General features: G+C 61.6%; 11 protein-coding genes. 8 read left to right on the top strand and 3 right to left on the bottom strand.

Features of this window, described 5'->3' with window-relative positions; translation table 11 throughout:
* Positions 1-12: 12 nt before the first annotated feature.
* The 8 genes from treZ (at position 13) to AC3WTM_RS22120 (ending at position 13960) form a co-directional block, all read left to right on the top strand.
* Positions 13-1809 carry a malto-oligosyltrehalose trehalohydrolase gene (treZ, locus tag AC3WTM_RS22155; RefSeq protein ID WP_102670913.1) on the top strand — a complete coding sequence of 599 codons (1797 nt, stop codon included), beginning with the start codon at positions 13-15 and terminating at the stop codon, positions 1807-1809.
* The gene (malQ, locus tag AC3WTM_RS22150) at positions 1806-3884 is read left to right on the top strand and encodes a 4-alpha-glucanotransferase (protein ID WP_102670914.1); all 2079 of its coding nucleotides are present in this window, start codon (positions 1806-1808) and stop codon (positions 3882-3884) included. The genes treZ and malQ overlap by 4 nt, the downstream gene beginning before the upstream one ends.
* Complete coding sequence (locus tag AC3WTM_RS22145) at positions 3881-6676, top strand: malto-oligosyltrehalose synthase (RefSeq protein ID WP_102670915.1); 2796 nt, start codon at positions 3881-3883, stop codon at positions 6674-6676. Before malQ ends, AC3WTM_RS22145 begins: the two co-directional genes overlap by 4 nt.
* Before the next feature lie 21 nt (positions 6677-6697).
* Positions 6698-7015, top strand: a complete 318-nt coding sequence (locus tag AC3WTM_RS22140; RefSeq protein WP_102670916.1) for a DUF2934 domain-containing protein — start codon at positions 6698-6700, stop codon at positions 7013-7015.
* Between the two features lie 143 nt (positions 7016-7158).
* Entirely contained in the window at positions 7159-9321 is a 2163-nt protein-coding gene (gene glgX / locus AC3WTM_RS22135) for a glycogen debranching protein GlgX (RefSeq protein ID WP_102670917.1), read from the top strand.
* Positions 9322-9534: 213 nt separating this feature from the next.
* A complete protein-coding gene (locus AC3WTM_RS22130) occupies positions 9535-10293 on the top strand; it encodes a PIG-L deacetylase family protein (RefSeq protein ID WP_102670918.1) in 759 nt (252 codons plus the stop codon).
* Positions 10294-10389: 96 nt separating this feature from the next.
* Positions 10390-11190: an endonuclease/exonuclease/phosphatase family protein gene (locus AC3WTM_RS22125; RefSeq protein ID WP_102670919.1), complete on the top strand. Its 801-nt coding sequence runs from the start codon at positions 10390-10392 to the stop codon at positions 11188-11190.
* A gap of 181 nt (positions 11191-11371) precedes the next feature.
* Complete coding sequence (locus tag AC3WTM_RS22120; RefSeq protein WP_102670920.1) at positions 11372-13960, top strand: autotransporter family protein; 2589 nt, start codon at positions 11372-11374, stop codon at positions 13958-13960.
* 25 nt (positions 13961-13985) lie between these two features.
* Here the strand turns inward: AC3WTM_RS22120 and glgB are convergent, their stop codons facing one another.
* The 3 genes from glgB to AC3WTM_RS22105 all read right to left on the bottom strand — a co-directional run bounded on the left by glgB (position 13986) and on the right by AC3WTM_RS22105 (position 21723).
* Entirely contained in the window at positions 13986-16217 is a 2232-nt protein-coding gene (gene glgB / locus AC3WTM_RS22115) for a 1,4-alpha-glucan branching protein GlgB (protein WP_102670921.1), read from the bottom strand.
* Positions 16218-16219: 2 nt separating this feature from the next.
* Positions 16220-19561, bottom strand: coding sequence for a maltose alpha-D-glucosyltransferase (treS, locus tag AC3WTM_RS22110; RefSeq protein WP_102670922.1), 3342 nt, complete (start codon positions 19559-19561; stop codon positions 16220-16222).
* Between the two features lie 167 nt (positions 19562-19728).
* Positions 19729-21723 carry an alpha-1,4-glucan--maltose-1-phosphate maltosyltransferase gene (locus AC3WTM_RS22105; protein WP_102670923.1) on the bottom strand — a complete coding sequence of 665 codons (1995 nt, stop codon included), beginning with the start codon at positions 21721-21723 and terminating at the stop codon, positions 19729-19731.
* Positions 21724-21731 lie beyond the last annotated feature (8 nt).

The following is a 21731-nucleotide window of genomic DNA, read 5'->3' as shown; positions in this document are numbered from 1 at the left end:
GAGGCTTTCAAGATGCCGTTACGGACCCTTGAGACCTGGCCCCACGGCGCAATCATGCTGGACGCAGAGCACACGCGATTCGCGTTGTGGGCGCCAGATGCGTTCTACGTCAGTGTCGAACTGGAAAATGGACAGTCCTTGCCGTTGCTGCCCCAGGCCGACGGCTGGTTCGTGAGCAACATCCGATGCGCGGCGGGCACGCATTACCGCTACAGCATCGACGGCGAACTGGAAGTGCCCGACCCGGCCTCCCGCGCTCAGGCCGGCGATATCGACCGGCACAGTGTGGTGGTCGATCCGCTGGTCTATGCCTGGCAACACAGTGCCTGGCAGGGACGGCCATGGAACGAAGCGGTGATCTACGAACTGCATGTCGGTGCGCTCGGCGGCTTCAGCGCCGTCGAGCAGCATCTGGCGCGGCTGGTCGAACTGGGTGTCACCGCGATCGAACTGATGCCCATCGCGCAGTTTCCCGGTGAGCGCAATTGGGGCTATGACGGCGTCCTGCCCTACGCGCCCCAGGCGTCATACGGCTCCCCCGAGCAACTCAAGCACTTGATCGACACCGCCCACGGCCATGGCCTGGCGGTGATTCTCGATGTGGTCTACAACCACTTCGGCCCGGATGGCAATTACCTGCATCGTTATGCCAAGGGCTTTTTTTGCGAAGACAAACACACGCCGTGGGGCGCGGCCATCGACTTTCGCCGTCGCGAAGTACGGGACTTCTTCATTGAAAACGCCTTGATGTGGCTGCTGGAATATCGTTTAGACGGTTTGCGCCTGGACGCGGTGCACGCCATCGAAGACCCGGATTTCCTCCAGGAACTGGCACGACGGGTGCGCCAGCAGACGGGGCCGGCGCGGCATGTGTGGTTGATGGTGGAGAACGAGCACAACCAGGCCAGCCTGCTCGAACAGGGATACGACGCGCAGTGGAACGATGACGGCCACAACGCTCTGCATGTGTTGCTGACCGGGGAAGCCGACGCCTATTACGCCGATTACGCGCAAAACCCCACCGAACAACTGGCGCGCTGCCTGAGCCAGGGTTTCGTGTTTCAGGGCCATCTCAACCGCCATGGTGTGGCGCGGGGTGAACCCAGCGGGCATCTGCCGCCCAGTGCATTCATCCTGTTTTTGCAGAACCATGACCAGATCGGCAACCGGGCCTTCGGCGAGCGCCTGCATCAACTCGCCCACCCGCAAGCGCTGCGGGCCGCCACGGTGCTGCTGCTGTTATCGCCGATGATTCCGTTGCTGTTCATGGGCGACGAATTTGCGGTCGAGCAGCCCTTCCTGTTTTTCACCAGCCATCATGGTGAATTGGCCAAGCAGGTTCGCGACGGCCGGCGCAGCGAGTTCGCGGCGTTCAGCGCCTTTGCCGACCCGATCCTGCGCGAACACATTCCGGACCCGAATGATCCGCAGACGTTTGCAGCGTCCCGCCCGGTCCTGCCATCGACCGGCCATTGCGAGATGCACGACCTGTATTGCCGCCTGTTGCAGATCCGTCACCGGCACATCATCCCGCGCCTGCCAGGCGTCCAGGCACTGGGAACCGATGTGCTGGGCGAAGGCGCGGTCAGTGCATCCTGGCGCTTGGGCGATGGCAGCCAGCTGCGCATTGACCTGAACCTCAGCGCCAGGCCTGTAGCCCATACCTCACAGACCGATGCCATGCGCTTGTTCGAATACCCGCCACAGAACCCCGTCCTGCCGGCTGCAAACACTCTTGCCCCGTATTGCGCGCTCGTCAGCCTCGCCGCCGCAGTCCCCTTTGCTACCTCGTTTGGAGAGCGTCCATGAGTGATGCGCAACTGGAAATCCTGGCCAGCCGTGCCGGCCTCGCCGTCGACTGGATCGACGCCAACGGCCGCCCGCAAAAAGTCGCGCCGTCCGTGTTGCGCAACGTGCTGGCCGGCCTGGGCCACCCGGCCGGCAGTGCCCAGGAAATCGACGCCAGCCTGCTGGAACTGCAAGAGGCGCAACAGACCCATCACTTGCCGCCATTGATCACCGCCGATGCGGGGATGGGCCTGGACCTGGCGCGCTTTTTCGAGCCCGGGACCCCTTGCGAAATCCACCTGGAGGACGGTTCGCGGCTCAACCTGAAACTGGACGCCAACGCGGTGCTGCCGGGGCTGGTGCCGGTCGGCTATCAACAGATCAGCATGGACGGACAAAGCTTCACTCTCGCCGTGGCCCCCGCCCGTTGCTACAGCGTGGCCGATGCCGTGGACAACCCGATCCCCCGAGCCTGGGGCCTGAGCGTGCAGTTGTATGGACTGCGCCGCCCCGGCGACGGCGGGCTTGGTGACACCCAGGCGCTGGAGGACCTCGCCCGGGTAGCCGGCGAGCGTGGTGCCGAGGCGCTGGCGATCAGCCCGCTGCATGCGATGTTTTCCAGTGACACCCAACGCTACAGCCCGTATTCGCCGTCCAGCCGTTTGTTTCTCAACAGCCTTTACTGCGCCCCCGGCACCATTCTCGGCGAACGCGCACTGCGTACCGCCATCGATGCAACCGGGCTGGCCATTGAACTCAAGGCGCTGGAAGAGCGTCCGCTGATTGACTGGCCGGCCGCGGCCGAAGCCAAGCATCGGCTGTTGCAGTCGCTGTACGAAGGTTTCGTCCAGGGTGAACACCCCTTGCACGAGGACTTCAGCAGCTTTCGTCATGCCGCTGGCGAAGCGTTGGAAAACCACTGCCGCTTCGAAGCCATCCAGGAGGCACGCGCCGCCCGGGGTGAACACCTCGACTGGCGGCAGTGGCCCGAACCCTGGCGCAACCCGCGCAGCGCCGAACTGGCGGCATTCGCCGAAGAGAATGCCGGGCGCATCGGCTTCTTCGCCTTCTGTCAGTGGCTGATCACTCGCTGCCTGGAGCGCGCGCAAACCGCCGCCCGCGCCAGCGGCATGAGTATCGGCCTGATCGCCGACCTGGCCGTTGGCGCCGATGGCGGCGGCAGCCAGGCCTGGAGCCGTCAGGACGAACTGCTCGCGTCCCTCACCGTCGGCGCGCCACCGGATATTCTCAACCGCACCGGCCAGGGCTGGGGGATTTCCGCGTTCTCCCCTGAAGGACTGGTGCGCAATGGTTTCCGGGCCTTCATCGAAATGTTGCGGGCCAACTTCGCCCACTGCGGCGGCTTGCGCATCGATCACGTCATGGGCTTGCAGCGTCTGTGGGTAATCCCCAACGGTTCGCCGCCAGCCGACGGCGCTTACCTGTACTACCCGGTGGACGATCTGCTGCGTTTGCTGACCCTGGAATCCCATCGTCACCAGGCCATCGTCCTCGGCGAAGACCTCGGCACCGTGCCGGACGGCCTGCGAGAAAAACTCATCGCCCGTTCGATGCTGGGCATGCGGGTACTACTGTTCGAACAGGACAACACGCACTTCAAGCCGATCCTCGACTGGCCCGACAACGCGCTGGCCACCACCAGCACCCATGACCTGCCGACCCTCAACGGCTGGTGGCACGGTCGCGATATCGACTGGAATGCCCGGCTCGGCATGGTCGATGCCAGCGGTGAAATCGAATGGCGCCAGCACCGCGAACGCGAGCGCGAAGGCCTGCGCCGGGCGTTGAGCCAGGACCCGCAGAACTTTCGCGAAGAGTCCCACGAAACCGACCAGGTGCTCGATGCCAGCGTGCGCTTCCTCGGTCATACCCGGGCACCCTTGGTGCTGCTGCCCCTGGAAGATGCCCTTGGCGTCGAACAGCAAGCCAACCTGCCCGGCACCACCGCCACCCACCCCAACTGGTCGCGGCGCTTGCCCGGTTACAGCGAAGCCCTGCTCGACGGAGCCGATGCCGCACGACGCCTGGAACTGCTCGCCTGCGCGCGGCTCCAGGCGGCCGAGCGTGATCGATGACCCAAGTGCCGACCCGACCACTGCGCGCCACCTTGCGCCTGCAATTTCACAAAGGCTTCACGCTCGAAGATGCGGTGCCTCTGGTGCCGTATTTCGCCCGCCTCGGCATCAGCCATGTCTATGCCTCCCCGCTGTTGCGCGCCCGTGCCGGGTCGATGCATGGCTACGACGTGGTAGATCCGACCAGGGTCAATCCGGAACTGGGTGGTGAAGCGGCGCTGAACAGCCTGGTCAGCGCCCTGCATGGGCACAACATGGGGCTGATCCTCGACGTTGTCTCCAACCACATGGCGGTCGGCGGCAACGACAATCCCTGGTGGCTGGATTTGCTGGAGTGGGGACGCCTGAGTCCTTACGGAGAATTTTTCGACATCCAGTGGCACTCATCCGACCCGTTGATGGAAGGCCAGTTGCTCCTGCCGTTTCTGGGCAGCGACTACGGCGTCGCGTTGCAGGACGGCACCCTGCCCCTGCGATTCGATGCCTGGCATGGCACTTTCCATGTCGAGCACTACGAACACCGCTTTCCCATTTGCCCCTGCGATTACGGGGAACTGCTCAGGACCGATGCACCGCTCGATACGCAACAGGCCGAACAATTAAAAAACCTGGCCGATCGCTTCAGCACTCTGAGCTACCAGACCGACGCCCACAGCCTGGCCCAGCCATTGAAAGCAGAACTTCGCGATCTGGTCAGCGATCCGGCCCTTGCCCAAGCCATTGAGCAGCACCTGAACAACTACGTCTCACTGACCGCCGAAGGCTTCCAGCGTCTGCACAACCTGCTGGAACGCCAGAGCTATCGCCTTGCCAGTTGGCGCACCGCCGCCGATGACATCAACTGGCGGCGCTTCTTCGATATCAATGAGTTGGGCGGACTGCGCGTCGAGCGTCCCGCCGTGTTCGAAGCCACCCACGCGAAGATCTTCCAATTGGTGGCTCAAGGGCTGATCGACGGGTTGCGCATCGACCACATCGACGGCCTCGCCGACCCCCGGGGTTACTGCCGAAAACTGCGCCGCCGGGTCGACAGGCTGTCAGCGGGCCGCCACCTGCCCATCTATGTGGAAAAGATCCTCGGCGAAGGGGAAACCCTGCATCGTGACTGGTCGGTGGACGGCACCACCGGCTACGAATTCATGAACCAGTTGTCACTGTTGCAACAGGATCCACGGGGCGCACAGGCACTGGCCGAACTCTGGCATCGTCACAGCGAACGGCCCGCCGACTTTCGCCAGGAAGCTCAACTGGCCCGTCAACAAATCCTCGGTGGTTCCCTGGCCGGAGATTTCGAAAGCGTCGCCCAGGCTCTGCTGCAAGTGGCCCGCGACAACCTCATGACCCGCGACCTGACCCTCGGCGCCATTCGCCGGGCCTTGCAGGCGCTGATCGTGCATTTTCCGGTGTACCGCACCTACATAGGCCCCCTTGGCCGTTCAGCCCGGGACGACGCGTTTTTCCGCCAGGCCATGGACGGTGCCCGCCAAACCCTGGGCGAAGCGGACTGGCCGGTGCTCGACTGCCTGGCCGGCTGGCTCGGCGGTGAACCCTGGCGCTCGCGACCGGCCGGGCGCGAACGCAAGCGTCTGAAGCACGCCTGCGTACGTTTCCAGCAACTGACCTCGCCGGCGGCGGCGAAATCGGTGGAAGACACCGCGCTCTATCGATCGGCCGTCCTGCTCTCGCGCAATGACGTTGGCTTCAACACCGAACAGTTCAGCGCACCAGCCGCGGACTTTCATCAGGCCTGCATCGAGCGCCTCGACACCTTCCCGGACAATCTGCTGGCCAGCGCCACCCACGACCACAAGCGCGGCGAAGATTCACGAGCGCGGCTGGCGGTATTGAGCGAGCGCAGCGGCTGGTACGTCGACCAGATCGGCCTGTGGCGCGCCCTTGCCCGGCCCTTGCGCAACGACGATCAAATGCCATCGTCGGGCGATGAAATGATTCTGTACCAGACGATTCTCGGCAGTTGGCCGCTGGAGTTGGGGATCGATCATCCGCCGTCCCTCGAGGACTACGCAAAACGTATCTGGCAGTGGCAACGCAAGGCCCTGCGCGAGGCCAAACTGCAAAGCAGCTGGAGCGCGCCCAATGACCCTTACGAGCAAGCGACAGAGGACTTCATCCAGCGCCTGTTGCTCAGCCCCGAAGGTGAGCTGTTGCGTACGGCCCTGGCCAAGGCTGCCCGTTCGATTGCCGCCCCCGGCGCACTCAATGGTTTGGCGCAAACCTTGCTGCGCATGACCGTGCCCGGCGTGCCTGATTTGTATCAGGGCAACGATTTCTGGGACTTCAGCCTGGTCGACCCGGACAACCGTCGCCCCGTGGATTACGCCAGCCGCCAGCAAGCGTTGCAGCAAGCGGTGGACCTGCCGGACTTGTTGCAGAACTGGCGTGACGGACGCATCAAGCAAACCTTGATTGCGCGCACCTTGAGCCTGCGCGCCGAGCATGCCGAGCTGTTTCGGCGTGGCACCTACCAGGCCCTGGAAGTGGTGGGCAGCGAGGCCCACCGAGTGCTGGGATTTGTCCGTGAACGGGAGGGGAAACGCGCCATTGTGATTGTGCCGATACGTTGTGCCGATCTGCTGGAAAACGGTGCCGAACCACAGGTTCACGCGCCGCGGTGGGGCGAAACCCGGGTCAAACTGCCGTTCGCCGTCCCTGACGAACATCTGCAGGGACTTTTTTCCGGCATCACAGTCACAAAACACAGGGAGCTGTTGATCAGCGCCGCGCTGGGGGATTTCCCGGTCAATCTCATTATTCAAACTACCCACACTTGAGTTCAGTTCAGGAGCATTGCAATGAGTACCGACGAAAAACGCATCCGCGAATTTGCCTATCAGATCTGGGAATCCGAAGGAAAACCCGAAGGCCAGGAAGCCCGCCACTGGGAGATGGCGTGCAAACTGGCGGAAGCCGAAGCCCTGGCCCCGAAAAAACCGACCAAGGCTGCCCCGAAAACCCCGGTCAGCAAAACGGCCAATGGCAAGGCTGGTGATGCCAAGGTCGCCGCGCCAAAAACCAAGGCCAAACCGGCGGCGGCTTCGAAGGTAATCCCGCCGGGGGAAAAAGCCGTCGCGAAAAAGCCCCGGGCTGCGCGAAAACCGCCAACGGTTTGAATATGTCTTGAGGCCCCTTCGCGGGCAAGCCTGCGAAGAGGCCATCACTTCCAGCATTGATGTTGCCTGACACACCGTTTTCGTCGGAGCGCCGCCCGGAGCAAGCTCGCTCCTACAGGTAACCCCCGTTTACAGGAGTACCTATGACCAGTCCGAAGAAAGCCGCCGCGCCAGCCCCTCGTGCCGAAGCCACAAGAATCCGCGAAGGCCTGCCCTTTCCGCTGGGTGCTACCTGGGATGGACTGGGAGTCAACTTCGCCCTGTTTTCCGCCCACGCCACCAAGGTTGAACTGTGCCTGTTCGACGACGCCGGCGAAGTGGAACTCGAACGCATCGAACTGCCCGAATACACCGACGAGATTTACCACGGCTACCTGCCCGACGCCCATCCGGGGTTGGTTTATGGCTATCGCGTCTACGGTCCGTACGACCCGGCAAACGGCCATCGCTTCAACCCCAACAAACTGCTGATCGACCCCTACGCCAAACAACTGGTGGGCAAGTTGAAATGGTCCGAAGCGCTGTTCGGCTACACCATCGGCCACCCTGACGCCGACCTCAGCTTCGATGAGCGGGACAGCGCGCCCTTCGTGCCCAAATGCAAGGTCATCGACCCGGCGCACACCTGGGGTCACGATCATCGTGTCAGCGTGCCGTGGGACAGGACGATCATCTATGAAACCCATGTGCGCGGCTTCAGCATGCGTCACCCTGCTGTCCCCGAAAATTTACGCGGCACCTTTGCCGGGTTGATGGTCGATGAAGTGGTCGAGCATATCCGCAAACTTGGTGTGTCGACCGTGGAGCTGTTGCCTATCCATGCGTTCGTCAACGACCAGCATTTGCTGCACAAGGGCATGACCAACTATTGGGGCTACAACAGCATTGCGTTCTTCGCCCCCGACCCGCGGTACCTGGCCAGTGGCAAGATTGCCGAATTCAAGGAAATGGTCGCGCACCTGCACGAAGCCAACCTGGAGGTGATCCTCGACGTAGTTTACAACCACACCGCCGAGGGCAACGAACAAGGCCCGACACTGTCCATGCGCGGCATCGACAATGCCTCCTACTACCGCCTGATGCCCGATGAAAAACGCTTCTATATCAACGATTCCGGCACCGGCAACACCTTGGACCTGAGCCACCCGTGCGTGCTGCAAATGGTCACCGACTCTTTGCGCTACTGGGCCACGGAAATGCACGTGGACGGCTTTCGCTTCGACCTCGCAACCATCCTTGGGCGCTATCACGACGGTTTCGACGAACGCCACAGTTTCCTGGTGGCCTGCCGCCAGGACCCGGTGCTGCGCCAGGTCAAACTGATCGCCGAGTCGTGGGACTGCGGCCCCGGCGGTTATCAGGTCGGCAATTTTCCGCCGGGCTGGGTCGAGTGGAACGACAAGTTCCGCGACACCGTGCGCGCCTTCTGGAAAGGCGACGACGGGCAACTGGCGGACTTTGCCAACCGCCTGACCGCTTCCGGCGAAATGTTCAACCAACGTGGTCGACGGCCTTACTCTTCGGTCAATTTCGTCACCGCCCACGACGGTTTCACCCTCAACGACCTGGTGTCGTACAACGACAAGCACAACGAAGCCAACGACGAAAACAATCAAGACGGCAGCAACAACAATCTGTCCTGGAACCACGGCGTCGAAGGCCCCACCGACGATCCCGACATCAACGTGCTGCGCCATCGGCAGATGCGCAATTTCTTTGCCACCCTGCTGCTGGCCCAAGGCACGCCGATGCTGGTGGCCGGCGACGAGTTCGCCCGCACCCAGGACGGCAACAACAATGCGTACTGCCAGGACAGCGAGATCGGCTGGGTCAACTGGGACCTCAGCGACGACGGCAAGACCCTGCTCAAGTTCGTCAAACGCCTGATCAAGTTGCGCCTGACCTACCCGGTCCTGCGCCGCGGGCGTTTCCTGGTGGGTAATTACAACGAGGACATCGGCGTCAAGGATGTGACCTGGCTGGCGCCGGACGGTACGGAAATGACCACCGAGCATTGGCACGATGCGCACAATCGATGCCTGGGTATGCTGCTCGATGGCCGCGCCCAGGAAACCGGCATTCGCCGCAAAGGCGTCGACGCGACATTGATGCTGGTGGTCAACGCACATCACGACATCGTCAATTTCCGGCTGCCTGAAGTGCCTGACGGCGGTTTCTGGACATGCATGATCGACACCAACCAACTGTCGATCCGCGGCCAGGAGCGCTTTGAGTTTGGCCACGAGTACTCGGTCACTGGCCGTTCGTTGCTGCTGTTCGAATTACAGCATGAGGATGAAGAGTAAAAGAGACGCCAGGTATTCATGGCCGTAAGGCCACAGGGCGGAAATATCACTCCAGATAACGTCGCGACGCGACGAATAGCGTTACATGAGCAATACTCGATTCGCGGCAATCCAGGGTTTGGCTTGTCGCGCCGCTATCCACCAGCCCTCACGGGTCTGCCGGGCTTGTCCCATGCACGACTGAAGGCGACGCAGAACAAGGACGTATCCACCATGAAACCCGTTTCCCTGAGCGAAGTCAGCCTGCCCTCACAGATCTGGAACAGCGCCCCGCAACTGGACAGCATTCCGGTCATCAACACCCAATCCCTGGTACCCACCGGCGCCCGCGCGGTGCTCATTGCCCCGCACCCCGGCGATGAAGTCGTGACCTGCGGCGGCCTGCTGCAATTGCTCAGTAGCCTGGGCCACCCGCTGCAATTGATCTCGATCACCGACGGCAGCGCCAGCCATCCGGGGTCACAGCAGTGGTCGGAAAAACGCCTCAGCGTATTTCGTCCCCAGGAAAGCGTGGAAGCCATACGCCGACTCGGGTTGCCGATGCACAGCCTCAAGTGGATTCGTGGCGGGTTTACCGATAACGCGCTGGCGGAGCAGGAAGATCAGATCGCCCGATTCATCACGCGCTACCTGCGCCCAGGTGATGTGGTGTTCAGCACCTGGCGCCAGGACGGCAATGTCGACCACGACACGGTTGGCCGCGCGAGCGCCAGGGCGGCGGCCAATATCGGGGCCACCTACAACGACGTACCGTTCTGGGCCTGGCACTGGCCGGCACGGGACCGGGAGCTGATTCCCTGGCACCGTGCCCGCAAGGTGCGCCTCGATACCTGGACCGTCGCCCGCAAGAGTCACGCCACCCATGCCTACGCCAGCCAACTGGACGGCGAACCGGCCATCGGCCTCGCGCCGTTGCTGCCCCGGCCGCTGCTGGAGCGTATCCGTTTGCCTTATGAAATTGTATTGGTATGAAATCATCGATTATCGGTTCGGCGCAGCCCATCGGACTGAACTGCCTGTCGTCGCATCAGTCGCATACATAAGCAACCCCGAGTCAGAGGAGTGTAAGTGGCCAGTCATTCAAAACAGCAAGCAGCCGAATCGACCTCCTTGAACAGGCCACAGGCGATTCATCGGCTTCGCGTGCTGACGGTCAACACCCATAAGGGTTTTACCGCGCTCAACCGGCGCTTCATCCTTCCTGAATTGCGTGAAGCGGTGCGCAGCACGTCGGCAGACCTGGTGTTTCTGCAAGAAGTCGTCGGTGAGCACGACCGCCACTCCTCCCGCTACAACGATTGGCCACAAACCTCGCAGTATGAATTCCTCGCCGACAGCATGTGGAGCGACTTCGCCTATGGGCGCAATGCCGTCTATCCCGACGGTCACCATGGCAATGCCCTGCTGTCGAAATATCCGATCCGCGAGTATCGAAACCTGGATGTTTCCATTACCGGGCCGGAACGCCGTGGCTTGCTGCACTGTGTGCTGGACGTGCCAGGTCATCGCGAAGTGCATGCGATCTGCGTTCACCTCAGCCTGCTGGAAAGCCATCGTCAGCTGCAATTGCAGTTGCTCTGTCAGCTCCTCGAGTCCCTGCCGGATGATGCGCCGGTGATCATTGCCGGCGACTTCAATGACTGGCAGATGCAGGGCAATGCCACCCTTGTCCGCCGCGATTACTTGCACGAAGCCTTCGAACGCCACCTGGGTCGTCCTGCCAAAACCTACCCCGCGCGGTTTCCCTTGCTGCGCCTGGACCGTGTCTACCTGCGCAACGCCAGCAGCCATGAGCCACAAATACTGGGAAACAAGCCGTGGACGCACCTGTCCGACCATTTGCCTCTGGCGGTGGAAGTGCATCTCTGAATCACGGCCATCAGGCGTCTGCTCCTTTGAAACTGCCCCCCACCTGTTATTTCTGACAGTAGCCACATTCAAGCGGTGCCTGCTACGTTGGTGATGCCCTGCCGATGCCGTCAGGGGCAATCGGTCCTGGCCATTGCTGGCGACCAAAGGAACGGACGTTGACCCCATCGCGGAGGCAACCATGGAGTTTTCGACAGATCTGCCCAAATACCGTTTCAGCGCCTGCCTGTTCTCGATCTGGTTATGCGCTTACTGGCCCCAGGCTGCCGACGCCGCCTGCACACTAACCCCCACCACCGGTAACGACAACTTCGTCTGCGACAGCGCCACCAGTGGGCCGTTGGCCGACTTGTCCGGTAATAACACCCTGACCTTCCCTGCCAACAGCACCGGCAGGATCAACGGCAATGTGACCTTCGGCGCTGGCGCCGATACTGTGAACATGGCTTCCGGCATCGTGGCCGGCGTCGTGGATCTGGGCGACGGGGCGGACAGTTTCACGATCAGCGCCGGGCAAGTCACCGGGGCGGTCAGCCAGGGCAATGGCATCGATCACTTCGTCATGTCGGGCGGCTCTATTCAGTCTCTGGCCCAAGGGGACGGCCGCGACACCTTCCTGATGACCGGTGGCACTATCGTCGGTGCCTTCGAGGATGGCGACGTCGCCAGAATGACCGGCGGCATCATTGAACGCGTCGACATGAAACTCGATAACAATATTTTCGATATGTCCGGTGGGCAGATCCAACGCAATCTGGTGACTGGGTTAGGCACCGACACCATCATCGTTTCCGGTGGCCGAATCGGCGGCAATATCAGTGTCAGCAACGGCAACGACAGCATCACGATCACGGGCGGGGAAATCGTTGGCGAGATCCGCACCGGCAACGGCGATGACACCTTGGTCTGGGACGGCGGCGGGATCATCCGCTCGCCAGTCCTCCTGCAGGCGGGCGACGACCGCGCCGCCTTGCGCAATCTGACCGAAAGCAACCTCGCGACGACCCCGAGCATCGATGGCGGTATCGGCAATGACCTGCTGACCTTCGATCACACCACCTCATCGGGCGCGGCCCGGTACGTCAACTGGGAAACCGTCCGACTGGACAGCCGCTCGCGCTTTGATCTGGATGGCAACTTTCAACTGGGAGACAGCACCAGCGGCACGGGCGTATTCAATATCGACGGCAGCAGTACGCTGACGTCGGTGCAGGGCAGCATTACGCCATTGACCGCGGGCCGGCTCGCGACCTTGAACAACAGCGGGGTCATCGACCTCACTGGTGGCAACGCGCGCACCAATGACAGCCTGACGGTTGAAGGCAATTACGTGGGTAACGGCGGCCAGTTGCTGCTGCAAAGTGCCGTGGGCGATGACAGTTCTCCCAGCGACAAGCTGGTGGTCAACAACGGCACATTGACCGGCAGCACCCTGATCAGCGTCACCAATGTTGGCGGCGCGGGTGCCCTGACCCGGCAAAACGGTATCCAGTTGGTACAGGCCCAAGGCACGGCAGTCAGCGACAACACCGCGTTCGCCCTCAAAACCCCGGTGTCGGTTGGCGCCTTCGATTACCGCCTGTTCAAAGGCGGTATCACACCAGGTAGCGAAAACAGCTGGTATTTGCGTTCCTCTGTAGTGGCACCGCCAGTGGTTGCCGTCGCCAGCCCTGATCCCGCCTTGCCGCCGACGCTGGTGCCGATCGTGGCAGTGCCGGTGGCTGCACCAGTGGTTGTGGCCACAACGGCTGAAGGGGTAGCAACGGTCGAAGTCCCGGTGTTGCCGACTGCCGTACCCGGCGCCGCACCAATCCCTCTGTATCGCGAGGCGGTGCCAACCTGGTCGGTGGTGCCGCCGGCAGCAGCACAGTTGGGCCTTACCGCTTTGGGCACCTTCCATGACCGTCAGGGCGATCAGCGCCTGCTAACGCAAACCGGTGCGCTGAGTGCGGGTTGGGGCCGGGTCTACGGCAAGAACCTTGAGCAGACCTGGGCCGGCACCGTCACGCCAAGACTGGACGGCTCGCTCAATGGCTTTCAGGTCGGCAATGATCTGTTCGGCTCAGAGTTGGCAGGCGGGCAAACCCAGCGCAGCGGCTTCTTCATCGGCCACAGCCGCCTGCAAGGCGATGTCGACGGTTTCAATCAGGGTTTCGAAGGCAAGCGCTCCGGCAACGTCGAGTTGAAAGGCGACAGCCTTGGCGTTTACTGGACCCTGACCAACCCCGCCGGCGCGTATCTCGATACCGTGGCCATGTACACCTGGCTCAATGGCGACAATCGTTCCGAACGTGGACTGAAGATCGACAATAACGGGAGAATAACGACGTTATCGGCAGAAGTCGGATACCCGATCCCGGTGACCGGTAACTGGGTGGTCGAACCCCAGGCCCAGGCGATTTATCAGAAAGTCAAACTCGACAGCCAGGACGACGGTATTTCCCATGTCTCGTTCGATTCCGACAGTGTGTGGACCGGCCGCGTCGGCGCACGCCTGAAGGGTCGCTACGAGGTCGGCGGGCGGCCGGTGGAACCCTATCTGCGGGCCAACATCTGGCACACCTTCACGGGTACCGATACGGTCACCTTTGACCATCTCGATCAAGTCGAAACCCAACAACGCACCTCGTCCGCCGACCTCGGTATCGGTATGGTGCTGAGCGTTGCGACCTGGGTCAGCATGTACGCCGGAGTCGACTACACCAGCAATATCGACAGCAACCAACAACGGAAAACAGTCGGTAACCTGGGGGTTCGGGTGGAGTGGTGATGAAAGGCAGCAACGCGGCTGTGGATCAGCCCTGCGGCCTTAACATCAACACCGCCAATGGCGGCAAATTCAGCACCAGCGACAACGCCTGGCCATGGCTCGGCGTTTCCTCGGCAACCGCCCCGCCACTGTTGCCGTAGTTGGAACCGGCATAGATGGACGAGTCGCTGTTGAGCACCTCGTTCCACTGCCCGGCAAACGGCACCCCGACGCGATAAGCCTCGCGTGGCACCGGCGTAAAGTTGGCCACCACCAGCACCGGTTTGCCGTCCTTGCTCCAGCGCAACCACGCATAAACGCTGTTGATCGCGTCATCGCCGATCAGCCATTGGAAACCCTGCGGCACGTCGTCCTGCTCATGCAGCGCCGGCTCTTCGCGGTACAAGCGGTTGAGGTCGGCCACCAGTTTCTGCACCCCTTGGTGCTCGGGGTATTGCAACAGGTACCAGTCCAATTGCTGGTCATGGTTCCACTCGCGCCACTGGCCGAACTCGCAGCCCATGAACAGCAGTTTCTTGCCCGGATGCGCCCACATGAAACTCAGGTAGGCCCGCAGGTTGGCGAATTTCTGCCAGCGGTCGCCGGGCATCTTGTCGATCAGCGAGTGTTTGCCGTGCACCACTTCATCGTGGGAGATCGGCAGGATGAAGCGCTCGGACCATGCATACACCAAGCCGAAACTCAGTTCGTTGTGGTGATGGGCTCGGTACACCGGGTCCTGCTGAATGTAATGCAGTGAGTCGTGCATCCAGCCCATGTTCCATTTGTAGGCGAAGCCCAAGCCACCCTGCTGCGTGCCCTGGCTAACACCGGGCCATGCGGTGGATTCCTCGGCGATCACCAGCGCACCGGGCGCTTCGAGGGCTACCACGTCATTGAGGTGACGCAGGAAGTCGATGGCTTCCAGGTTCTCCCGCCCGCCATGGCGGTTGGGCACCCACTCGCCGGCCTTGCGCGAGTAGTCGCGGTAGAGCATCGAGGCCACCGCATCGACCCGCAGGCCGTCGACATGGAAATGCTTGAGCCAGTGCAGCGCCGACGCCAGCATGTAACCATGCACTTCGGTGCGACCCAGGTTGTAGATCAGCGTGTCCCAGTCCTGATGGAACCCTTCCTGCGGGTTGCCGTACTCGTACAGCGCCGTGCCGTCGAACTGGGCCAGGCCGTGGGTATCGGTGGGGAAATGCGCCGGCACCCAATCGAGAATCACCCCCAGTTCGGCCTGGTGGCAGGCGTTGATGAACGCTGCGAACTGGTCCGGCGTGCCATAGCGCGCACTCGGCGCGAATTGCGACAGCAACTGATAACCCCACGAGCCGCCGAACGGGTGCTCCATGATCGGCATCAGTTCAATGTGGGTGAAACCGAGGTCTTTGACATAGGGAATCAGCCGCTCGGTCAACTCGGGCCAGGTGTACTGGCGGGCCACTTCGCCCAGATCGTCCAGCTCGCATTGCCACGACCCGGCGTGCAATTCGTAGATCGACAACGGCGCCGTCACCCGCTGGCGGTCACCCCGGGACATCATCCAGTCCTGATCCTGCCAGTCGATGTTCAACGGTGAAGCGACTTTCGAGGCGGTGTCCGGTGGCAGGCTGGTGGCCAACGCCACGGGGTCGGCCTTCAACGGCAGGATGCCGTGGGCGCCGAGAATCTCGTATTTGTAGGTGTCCCCGGCTTGCAGGCGCGGGATGAACAATTCCCAGACGCCTGTGGGGTGACGCAGGCGCATCGGGTGCCGGCGCCCGTCCCAGACGTTGAAATCACCGACCACCGACACCCGCCGGGCATTTGGCGCCCACACGGCGAAACGCACGCCGTCGATGCCGTCCACGGTTGTCAGTTGCGCGCCCAGGCACCCGCTGAGGTCGCGGTGATTGCCTTCGGCAAACAGATACAAATCCATTTCGCCCAACAACGGACCGAAGCTGTAAGGATCTTCTGCCGTTTGCTCGCCGCCGGCCCAACGGGTACGCAGCAGATACGCTTGCGCACGTTCGAAATGCCCGACAAACAATCCCGGCGTCTCTGTGGCTTCAAGTTGGCCGAGCTCTTGTCCGCAATCCCTGGCCAACACCTGCACACTCAAGGCACCCGGCAGATACGCGCGAATGAATTGCCCGCCAGCACCATCAGCGTGAGGGCCAAGAATCGCAAAAGGATCGATATGCTCGGCGCGCACCAAAGCGTCGATATCCCGCGCCTTGGGCAGCAGCACTTCTTTGTGATGACCCTGTTCCTTGTTCGAGACACTCATGACTACTCTCCACCAAGATCGGAAAAGGGTTTAAGCCCACTCAATAATCCATATAAACCGTGCAACGGCACGGGCAACCAAGCGGGGCGATTTTCCGCCTCATAAGCCACTTCATACGCCGCCTTCTCCAGACCGAACAACGCCAGCGCGGCATCCTCGCCTTCGGGATCTTGCCATGCATGGGCAAGACTAGCTGCCGCCAGCCGATAAGCGTCGACAAATGCTTGCCGCGCTTCGCCCAAGTAGCGATCGGTGACCCGCAAGCGCGCGGCATCGGCCGCTGCGGTGTTATCGACGCTCTGCACGTTGATCGCCATCGCCGCCGCATAGTCGAAGGACCGCAGCACGCCGCTGACATCCTTGTACGGGCTGTGTTTGCCTCGTCGTTCATGCAATGGCCGGGCCGGTTCGCCTTCGAAGTCGATCAGGTAGGCATCGCCCTTGATCACCAGCACCTGCCCCAGGTGCAGGTCGCCGTGCACACGAATGCGCAAGCCGCCCGCGGTCTTTTTGCCCAACGCTTGTACATGGCCAAGGATGGTTTTCTTGTTGTCCAGTAGACGGCCGACCAGGGTCTGGTCCGCCGGGCCAAGTTGATTTTTATGCTGCTTGAGCAAGTTCAGCGCGTGCTCGATTTGCGCCGCGACATCCTTGGCCGAGGCCTGCGCCTCCTTCTGCGTAGTGACCTGGGGCGAGAAGTCCGGGTTGGCACTCGGCGCCGCCAGCACCTGGTGCATTTCCCCCAGACGCTGACCAAGCATAGCGGCGAAATCTTTCAGTTCGCCGAGCGCGTTGTAATGCTGTTGCTGCTCGGACACGGCGTCGGCCAGTTCATCACGAAGCGCCCGTTCGAGGTTGTTCTGGGTCCATTCCCAGGCGTCGCCCTGATTGCTCAGGTAGCCTTGGGCGATCATCAGCAAATTATCTTCACCCGCCCCGTCCCGGCGCACCACGGCCCCCAGCAATGGTGAAATATTGCTGAACCCGGCATGCGTCAGGTACGCGCTCATTTCCAGCTCAGGGTGCACGCCGCAGGCGACCTTGCGGATCAGCTTCAGCACCAGGCTGTTGCCGATCACCACCGAGCTGTTGGACTGTTCGGCCGACAGGTAACGCACCGGCGACTCGGCATTGAGGCCGAGTTTTTCCAGTTCGGCGGTGGACTCGAAGCGAATGTCGCCATCGCTGGAGGCCAATACGGTGCCGGCCTGAATGCCCTGCAATATGGCATGCACAAAGGTGTCCAGACTGAAGGCATCGGTGATCAGGCCGACCTGGCGCCCACGCCGTACCCGCGATAATGCCAATTGCTGCGGCAAGGGAGTACCGACCTGATCTTCCGAGATAAAACCGAACGGCAACTGGTAGCGGCTGCTCTGGCCACCGCTGGTGACATTGATCTCGCTGAACAGCACCGGGTGCTGCGGATCGCCGAATCGCACGCCATAGGCCAGTTCGACCTGTTCGATGGCGGCGTCCTTACCCGCGAACCAGCGGCGGTTCTGCAACCAGTTGGGCAGGATGCTTTGCTCCAGCGTGGTGCGTGACGGTGCTTCGAGCAGTTCCTCCATGCGTTTTTTCAGCACCAGCGTGGTGAAGTCCGGCAGGCTCTGTGCGGGCTCCACGTGCCAGCTCGGCATCTGGTTTTCCGCGGCGAGGCCGAACCAGTAGAAGCCGTAAGGCGCCAGCGTCAGGAGGAAGTTCAGCTGGCCGATGGGGGGGAATGCGTTACCCCCGAGCATCTCCACCGGCACCATGCCGACGTAGGCCGACAAATCAAGCTCGGCGGCCTGGGCGCTGCGCGACACGTTGGCCACGCACAGAATGACTTCGTGCTTGCCGTCCGCCCCGGTGTATTCACGGGTGTAGGCCAGAATCCGCCGGTTGCTCGGCGACAGCATCTTCAACGTACCACGCCCGAAGGCCTTGGATTGCTTGCGCACGGCGAGCATGCGCCGGGTCCAGTTCAATAGCGAATGCGGGTCGCCAGCCTGGGTTTCGACGTTGACCGACAGATAGCCATATTGCGGATCCATGATCGGCGGCAGCACCAGGCTTGCCGGGTCGGCGCGGGAGAAACCGCCGTTGCGGTCGATGGACCATTGCATGGGCGTGCGCACACCGTCGCGGTCGCCGAGGTAGATGTTGTCGCCCATGCCGATCTCATCGCCGTAATACAGGGTCGGCGTGCCAGGCATGGACAGCAGCAGGCTGTTGAGCAGCTCGACCCGACGGCGGTCGCGTTCCATCAGCGGCGCCAGGCGGCGGCGAATCCCCAGGTTGATCCGGGCGCGACGGTCGGCGGCGTAATAATTCCACAGGTAGTCGCGTTCCTTGTCGGTGACCATCTCCAGGGTCAGCTCATCGTGGTTGCGCAGGAAGATCGCCCATTGGCAGTTGGCGGGTATATCCGGGGTCTGGCGCAGAATGTCGGTAATCGGGAAACGATCTTCCTGGGCCAGCGCCATATACATGCGCGGCATCAACGGGAAGTGGAAAGCCATGTGGCATTCATCGCCGTTCAGGCCTTTCTTGTCGGTGTCGCCGAAGTACAACTGAGTATCCTCCGGCCACTGATTGGCCTCGGCCAGCAACATGCGGTCGGGGTAGTTGGCGTCGATTTCCGCACGGATCTTTTTCAGGACGTCGTGGGTTTCCGGCAAGTTCTCATTGTTGGTGCCGTCGCGCTCGATCAGGTAGGGAATCGCGTCCAGGCGCAAGCCATCGATGCCCATGTCAAGCCAGTAACGCATCACCGACAGCACCGCTTTCATGACTTGCGGGTTATCGAAGTTCAGGTCCGGTTGGTGGGAATAGAAACGGTGCCAGAAGTATTGGCCGGCGACCGGGTCCCAGGTCCAGTTGGACTTCTCTGTATCGAGAAAGATGATGCGGGTGCCATCGTATTTTTGATCGTCATCGGACCACACGTAGAAGTCCCGCGCCGCCGATCCGGGTTTGGCCTTGCGCGCCCGCTGGAACCACGGGTGCTGGTCGGAGGTGTGGTTGATGACCAGTTCGGTGATCACCCGCAGGCCGCGTTTGTGCGCTTCGGCAATGAAACGCCTGGCATCGGCCATGGTGCCGTAGTCGCTGTGTACGCCACGGTATTCGGCGATGTCGTAGCCGTCATCGCGCCGTGGCGAGGGATAGAACGGCAACAGCCAAATGGTGTTGACGCCCAGGTCGGCGATGTAATCGAGCTTGGCGATGAGGCCGGGAAAGTCGCCAATCCCGTCGTTGTTGGAGTCGAAATACGATTTGACGTGGACTTGATAGATCACCGCGTCCTTGTACCAGAGCGGGTCCTTGATGAACGTGGCTGCCTTGGGTTTCTTCGCCATTTGAAACTCCTGGTGAGTTCGAAAGTTCCGCCGGGCTGATCACACGAGTCAAACGTAATGAGATTTCTGTGGGAGCGAGCTTGCTCGCGATGACAATTGAACATTCAACAAAGAGGCTGCCCACGAAATTGATATCGCGAGCAAGCTCGCTCCTACAGGTTCAGCGTCTAGGCAGTAATGCGCCAGATCCCGAACGGCTGGTACGCCGGGTCGATCCGCATGAACTGCTGCTTGCCATGCCAGGTCCAGCGATGACCATTCATCAAATCTTCGCCCTGGGTGCTGGCGTAGTCAGGCAAGCCCATGTCCCACAACGGCAACTCGAAGTTCGCTTCCTGCACGTTGTGCGGATCGAGACTGACCGCCACCAGAATGAAATTGCCTCCATCGGCGCTGCGCTTGCCGAAATACAGGATGTTGTCGTTCCAGGCGTTGTAGATCTTCAGGCCCAGATGCGTGTGCAACGCCGGGTTCTGCCGTCGGATGCGGTTGAGCTGGGCGATCTCGGCAATGATGTTGCCCGGCGCGTTGAAGTCCCGCGGGCGGATCTCATACTTCTCGGAATCGAGGTATTCCTCCTTACCCGGTACCGGTGCCGACTCGCACAACTCGAAACCCGAATACATGCCCCACAGGCCCGAGCCCATGGTCGCCAGCACGGCGCGAATGAGAAACCCGGGACGCCCGGATTCGTGGAGGAACGCCGGGTTTATGTCCGGTGTATTGACGAAGAAATTCGGCCGGTAGCATTCTCGCCACGGCGACTCGTTGAGTTCGGTGAAGTAGGTCGCCAGTTCGGCCTTGGTGTTGCGCCAGGTGAAATAGGTGTAGCTCTGGGAGTAACCGACCTTGCCCAGGCGCGCCATCATTGCCGGGGTGGTAAAGGCTTCGGCGAGGAAGATCACCTCGGGGTACAGCGCCCGTACATCGGCGATCAGCCATTGCCAGAACGGCAACGGTTTGGTGTGCGGATTATCGACGCGAAAGATCTTCACACCCTCCTCGACCCAGCCCACCACAATGTCGCGCAGTTCCAACCACAGACTCGGAATCGCCTCGGGGGCATAGAAGTCGACGTTGACGATGTCCTGGTATTTCTTCGGTGGGTTCTCGGCATATTTGATCGTGCCGTCCGGCCGCCAATTGAACCAACCGGGGTGTTGCTTGAGCCATGGATGGTCCTGGGAGCACTGGATGGCAAAATCCAGGGCGATTTCCAGACCATGGGCCGCAGCAGCCGCGACCAGTCGGCGAAAGTCTTCGCGGGTACCCAATTGCGAGTGAATCGCCTCGTGCCCGCCTTCCTCGCTACCAATCGCATAGGGGCTGCCCGGATCATCGGGACCCGCCGTCAGCGAGTTGTTCGGGCCTTTGCGGTAGCTGCGACCGATCGGGTGAATCGGCGGGAAATACAGTACATCGAAACCCATGTCCTGGATCATCGCCAGCCGCGTATGCACGTCATTGAAGGTGCCATGGCGCGTCGGGCTGTCGGTGATCGAGCGCGGGAACAATTCATACCAACTGGCGAACTGCGCCAGTTCGCGTTCGACATCCACCGGGTACTCCGGGCTCAGGCTCAGATAGGCGCGATGATTGACGCGGGCCATGAGGTCGGCGCTACGCGGGTGCAAAAACAGTGCGACCTGCTCGGTTTCGAGCAGTCCTGACAGTTCATGGTGCAAGGCCGCCAGTTGCTCGCTGAGTAGCCCTTCGCTACGTTCGGCGGCCTGCTGGACATGAATCCGTCCTTCCTGCAATTCCAGACTGACGGGCACTGCCGCCGCATGCTTCTTTTCCAGCTCATGGCAAAAACTGGCGAACTGATCGATCCAGGCTTCGATACAGAACAGATAACGGCCTTGGCTGTCGACCCGGAACTGCCCTTGCCAGCCGTTATTGCCCAAGTCGTTCATGGCCGCGCTTTGCCAGGCATCCTCGTCCTCGGCCCGCCAGCGCAGGCGCACCGCCAGCTTGTCATGCCCGTCGGCGAAGACCTTGGCCGTCACCACCACGTCCTGCCCCACCACGGCCTTGACGGCGAATTGTCCACCTTCAAGGATCGGCATGATGTTTTCAATGACGATACGCGGCAGCAACAACGCCTGCGACAGCGGCATGTGCGGGTTGTAGCTCAACTCAGTCGGTTTTTCAGCCGTCATTGAGCCTC

This window comes from Pseudomonas sp. EU05-FHT14B02 (genome assembly GCF_058791055.1).
The sequence above is the reverse complement of the archived record's forward strand: the minus strand, read 5'-3'. Positions and strand labels throughout refer to the sequence as shown.

What these genes read in the sequence shown, in the direction of transcription:
- glgB (WP_102670921.1), bottom strand. Translation starts at nt 16,217, where the DNA reads ATGAGTGTCTCGAACAAGGAACAGGGTCATCACAAAGAAGTGCTGCTG.
- AC3WTM_RS22140 (WP_102670916.1), top strand. Translation starts at nt 6,698, where the DNA reads ATGAGTACCGACGAAAAACGCATCCGCGAATTTGCCTATCAGATCTGG.
- AC3WTM_RS22105 (WP_102670923.1), bottom strand. Translation starts at nt 21,723, where the DNA reads ATGACGGCTGAAAAACCGACTGAGTTGAGCTACAACCCGCACATGCCG.
- malQ (WP_102670914.1), top strand. Translation starts at nt 1,806, where the DNA reads ATGAGTGATGCGCAACTGGAAATCCTGGCCAGCCGTGCCGGCCTCGCC.
- treS (WP_102670922.1), bottom strand. Translation starts at nt 19,561, where the DNA reads ATGGCGAAGAAACCCAAGGCAGCCACGTTCATCAAGGACCCGCTCTGG.
- AC3WTM_RS22130 (WP_102670918.1), top strand. Translation starts at nt 9,535, where the DNA reads ATGAAACCCGTTTCCCTGAGCGAAGTCAGCCTGCCCTCACAGATCTGG.
- AC3WTM_RS22145 (WP_102670915.1), top strand. Translation starts at nt 3,881, where the DNA reads ATGACCCAAGTGCCGACCCGACCACTGCGCGCCACCTTGCGCCTGCAA.
- glgX (WP_102670917.1), top strand. Translation starts at nt 7,159, where the DNA reads ATGACCAGTCCGAAGAAAGCCGCCGCGCCAGCCCCTCGTGCCGAAGCC.
- AC3WTM_RS22120 (WP_102670920.1), top strand. Translation starts at nt 11,372, where the DNA reads ATGGAGTTTTCGACAGATCTGCCCAAATACCGTTTCAGCGCCTGCCTG.
- treZ (WP_102670913.1), top strand. Translation starts at nt 13, where the DNA reads ATGCCGTTACGGACCCTTGAGACCTGGCCCCACGGCGCAATCATGCTG.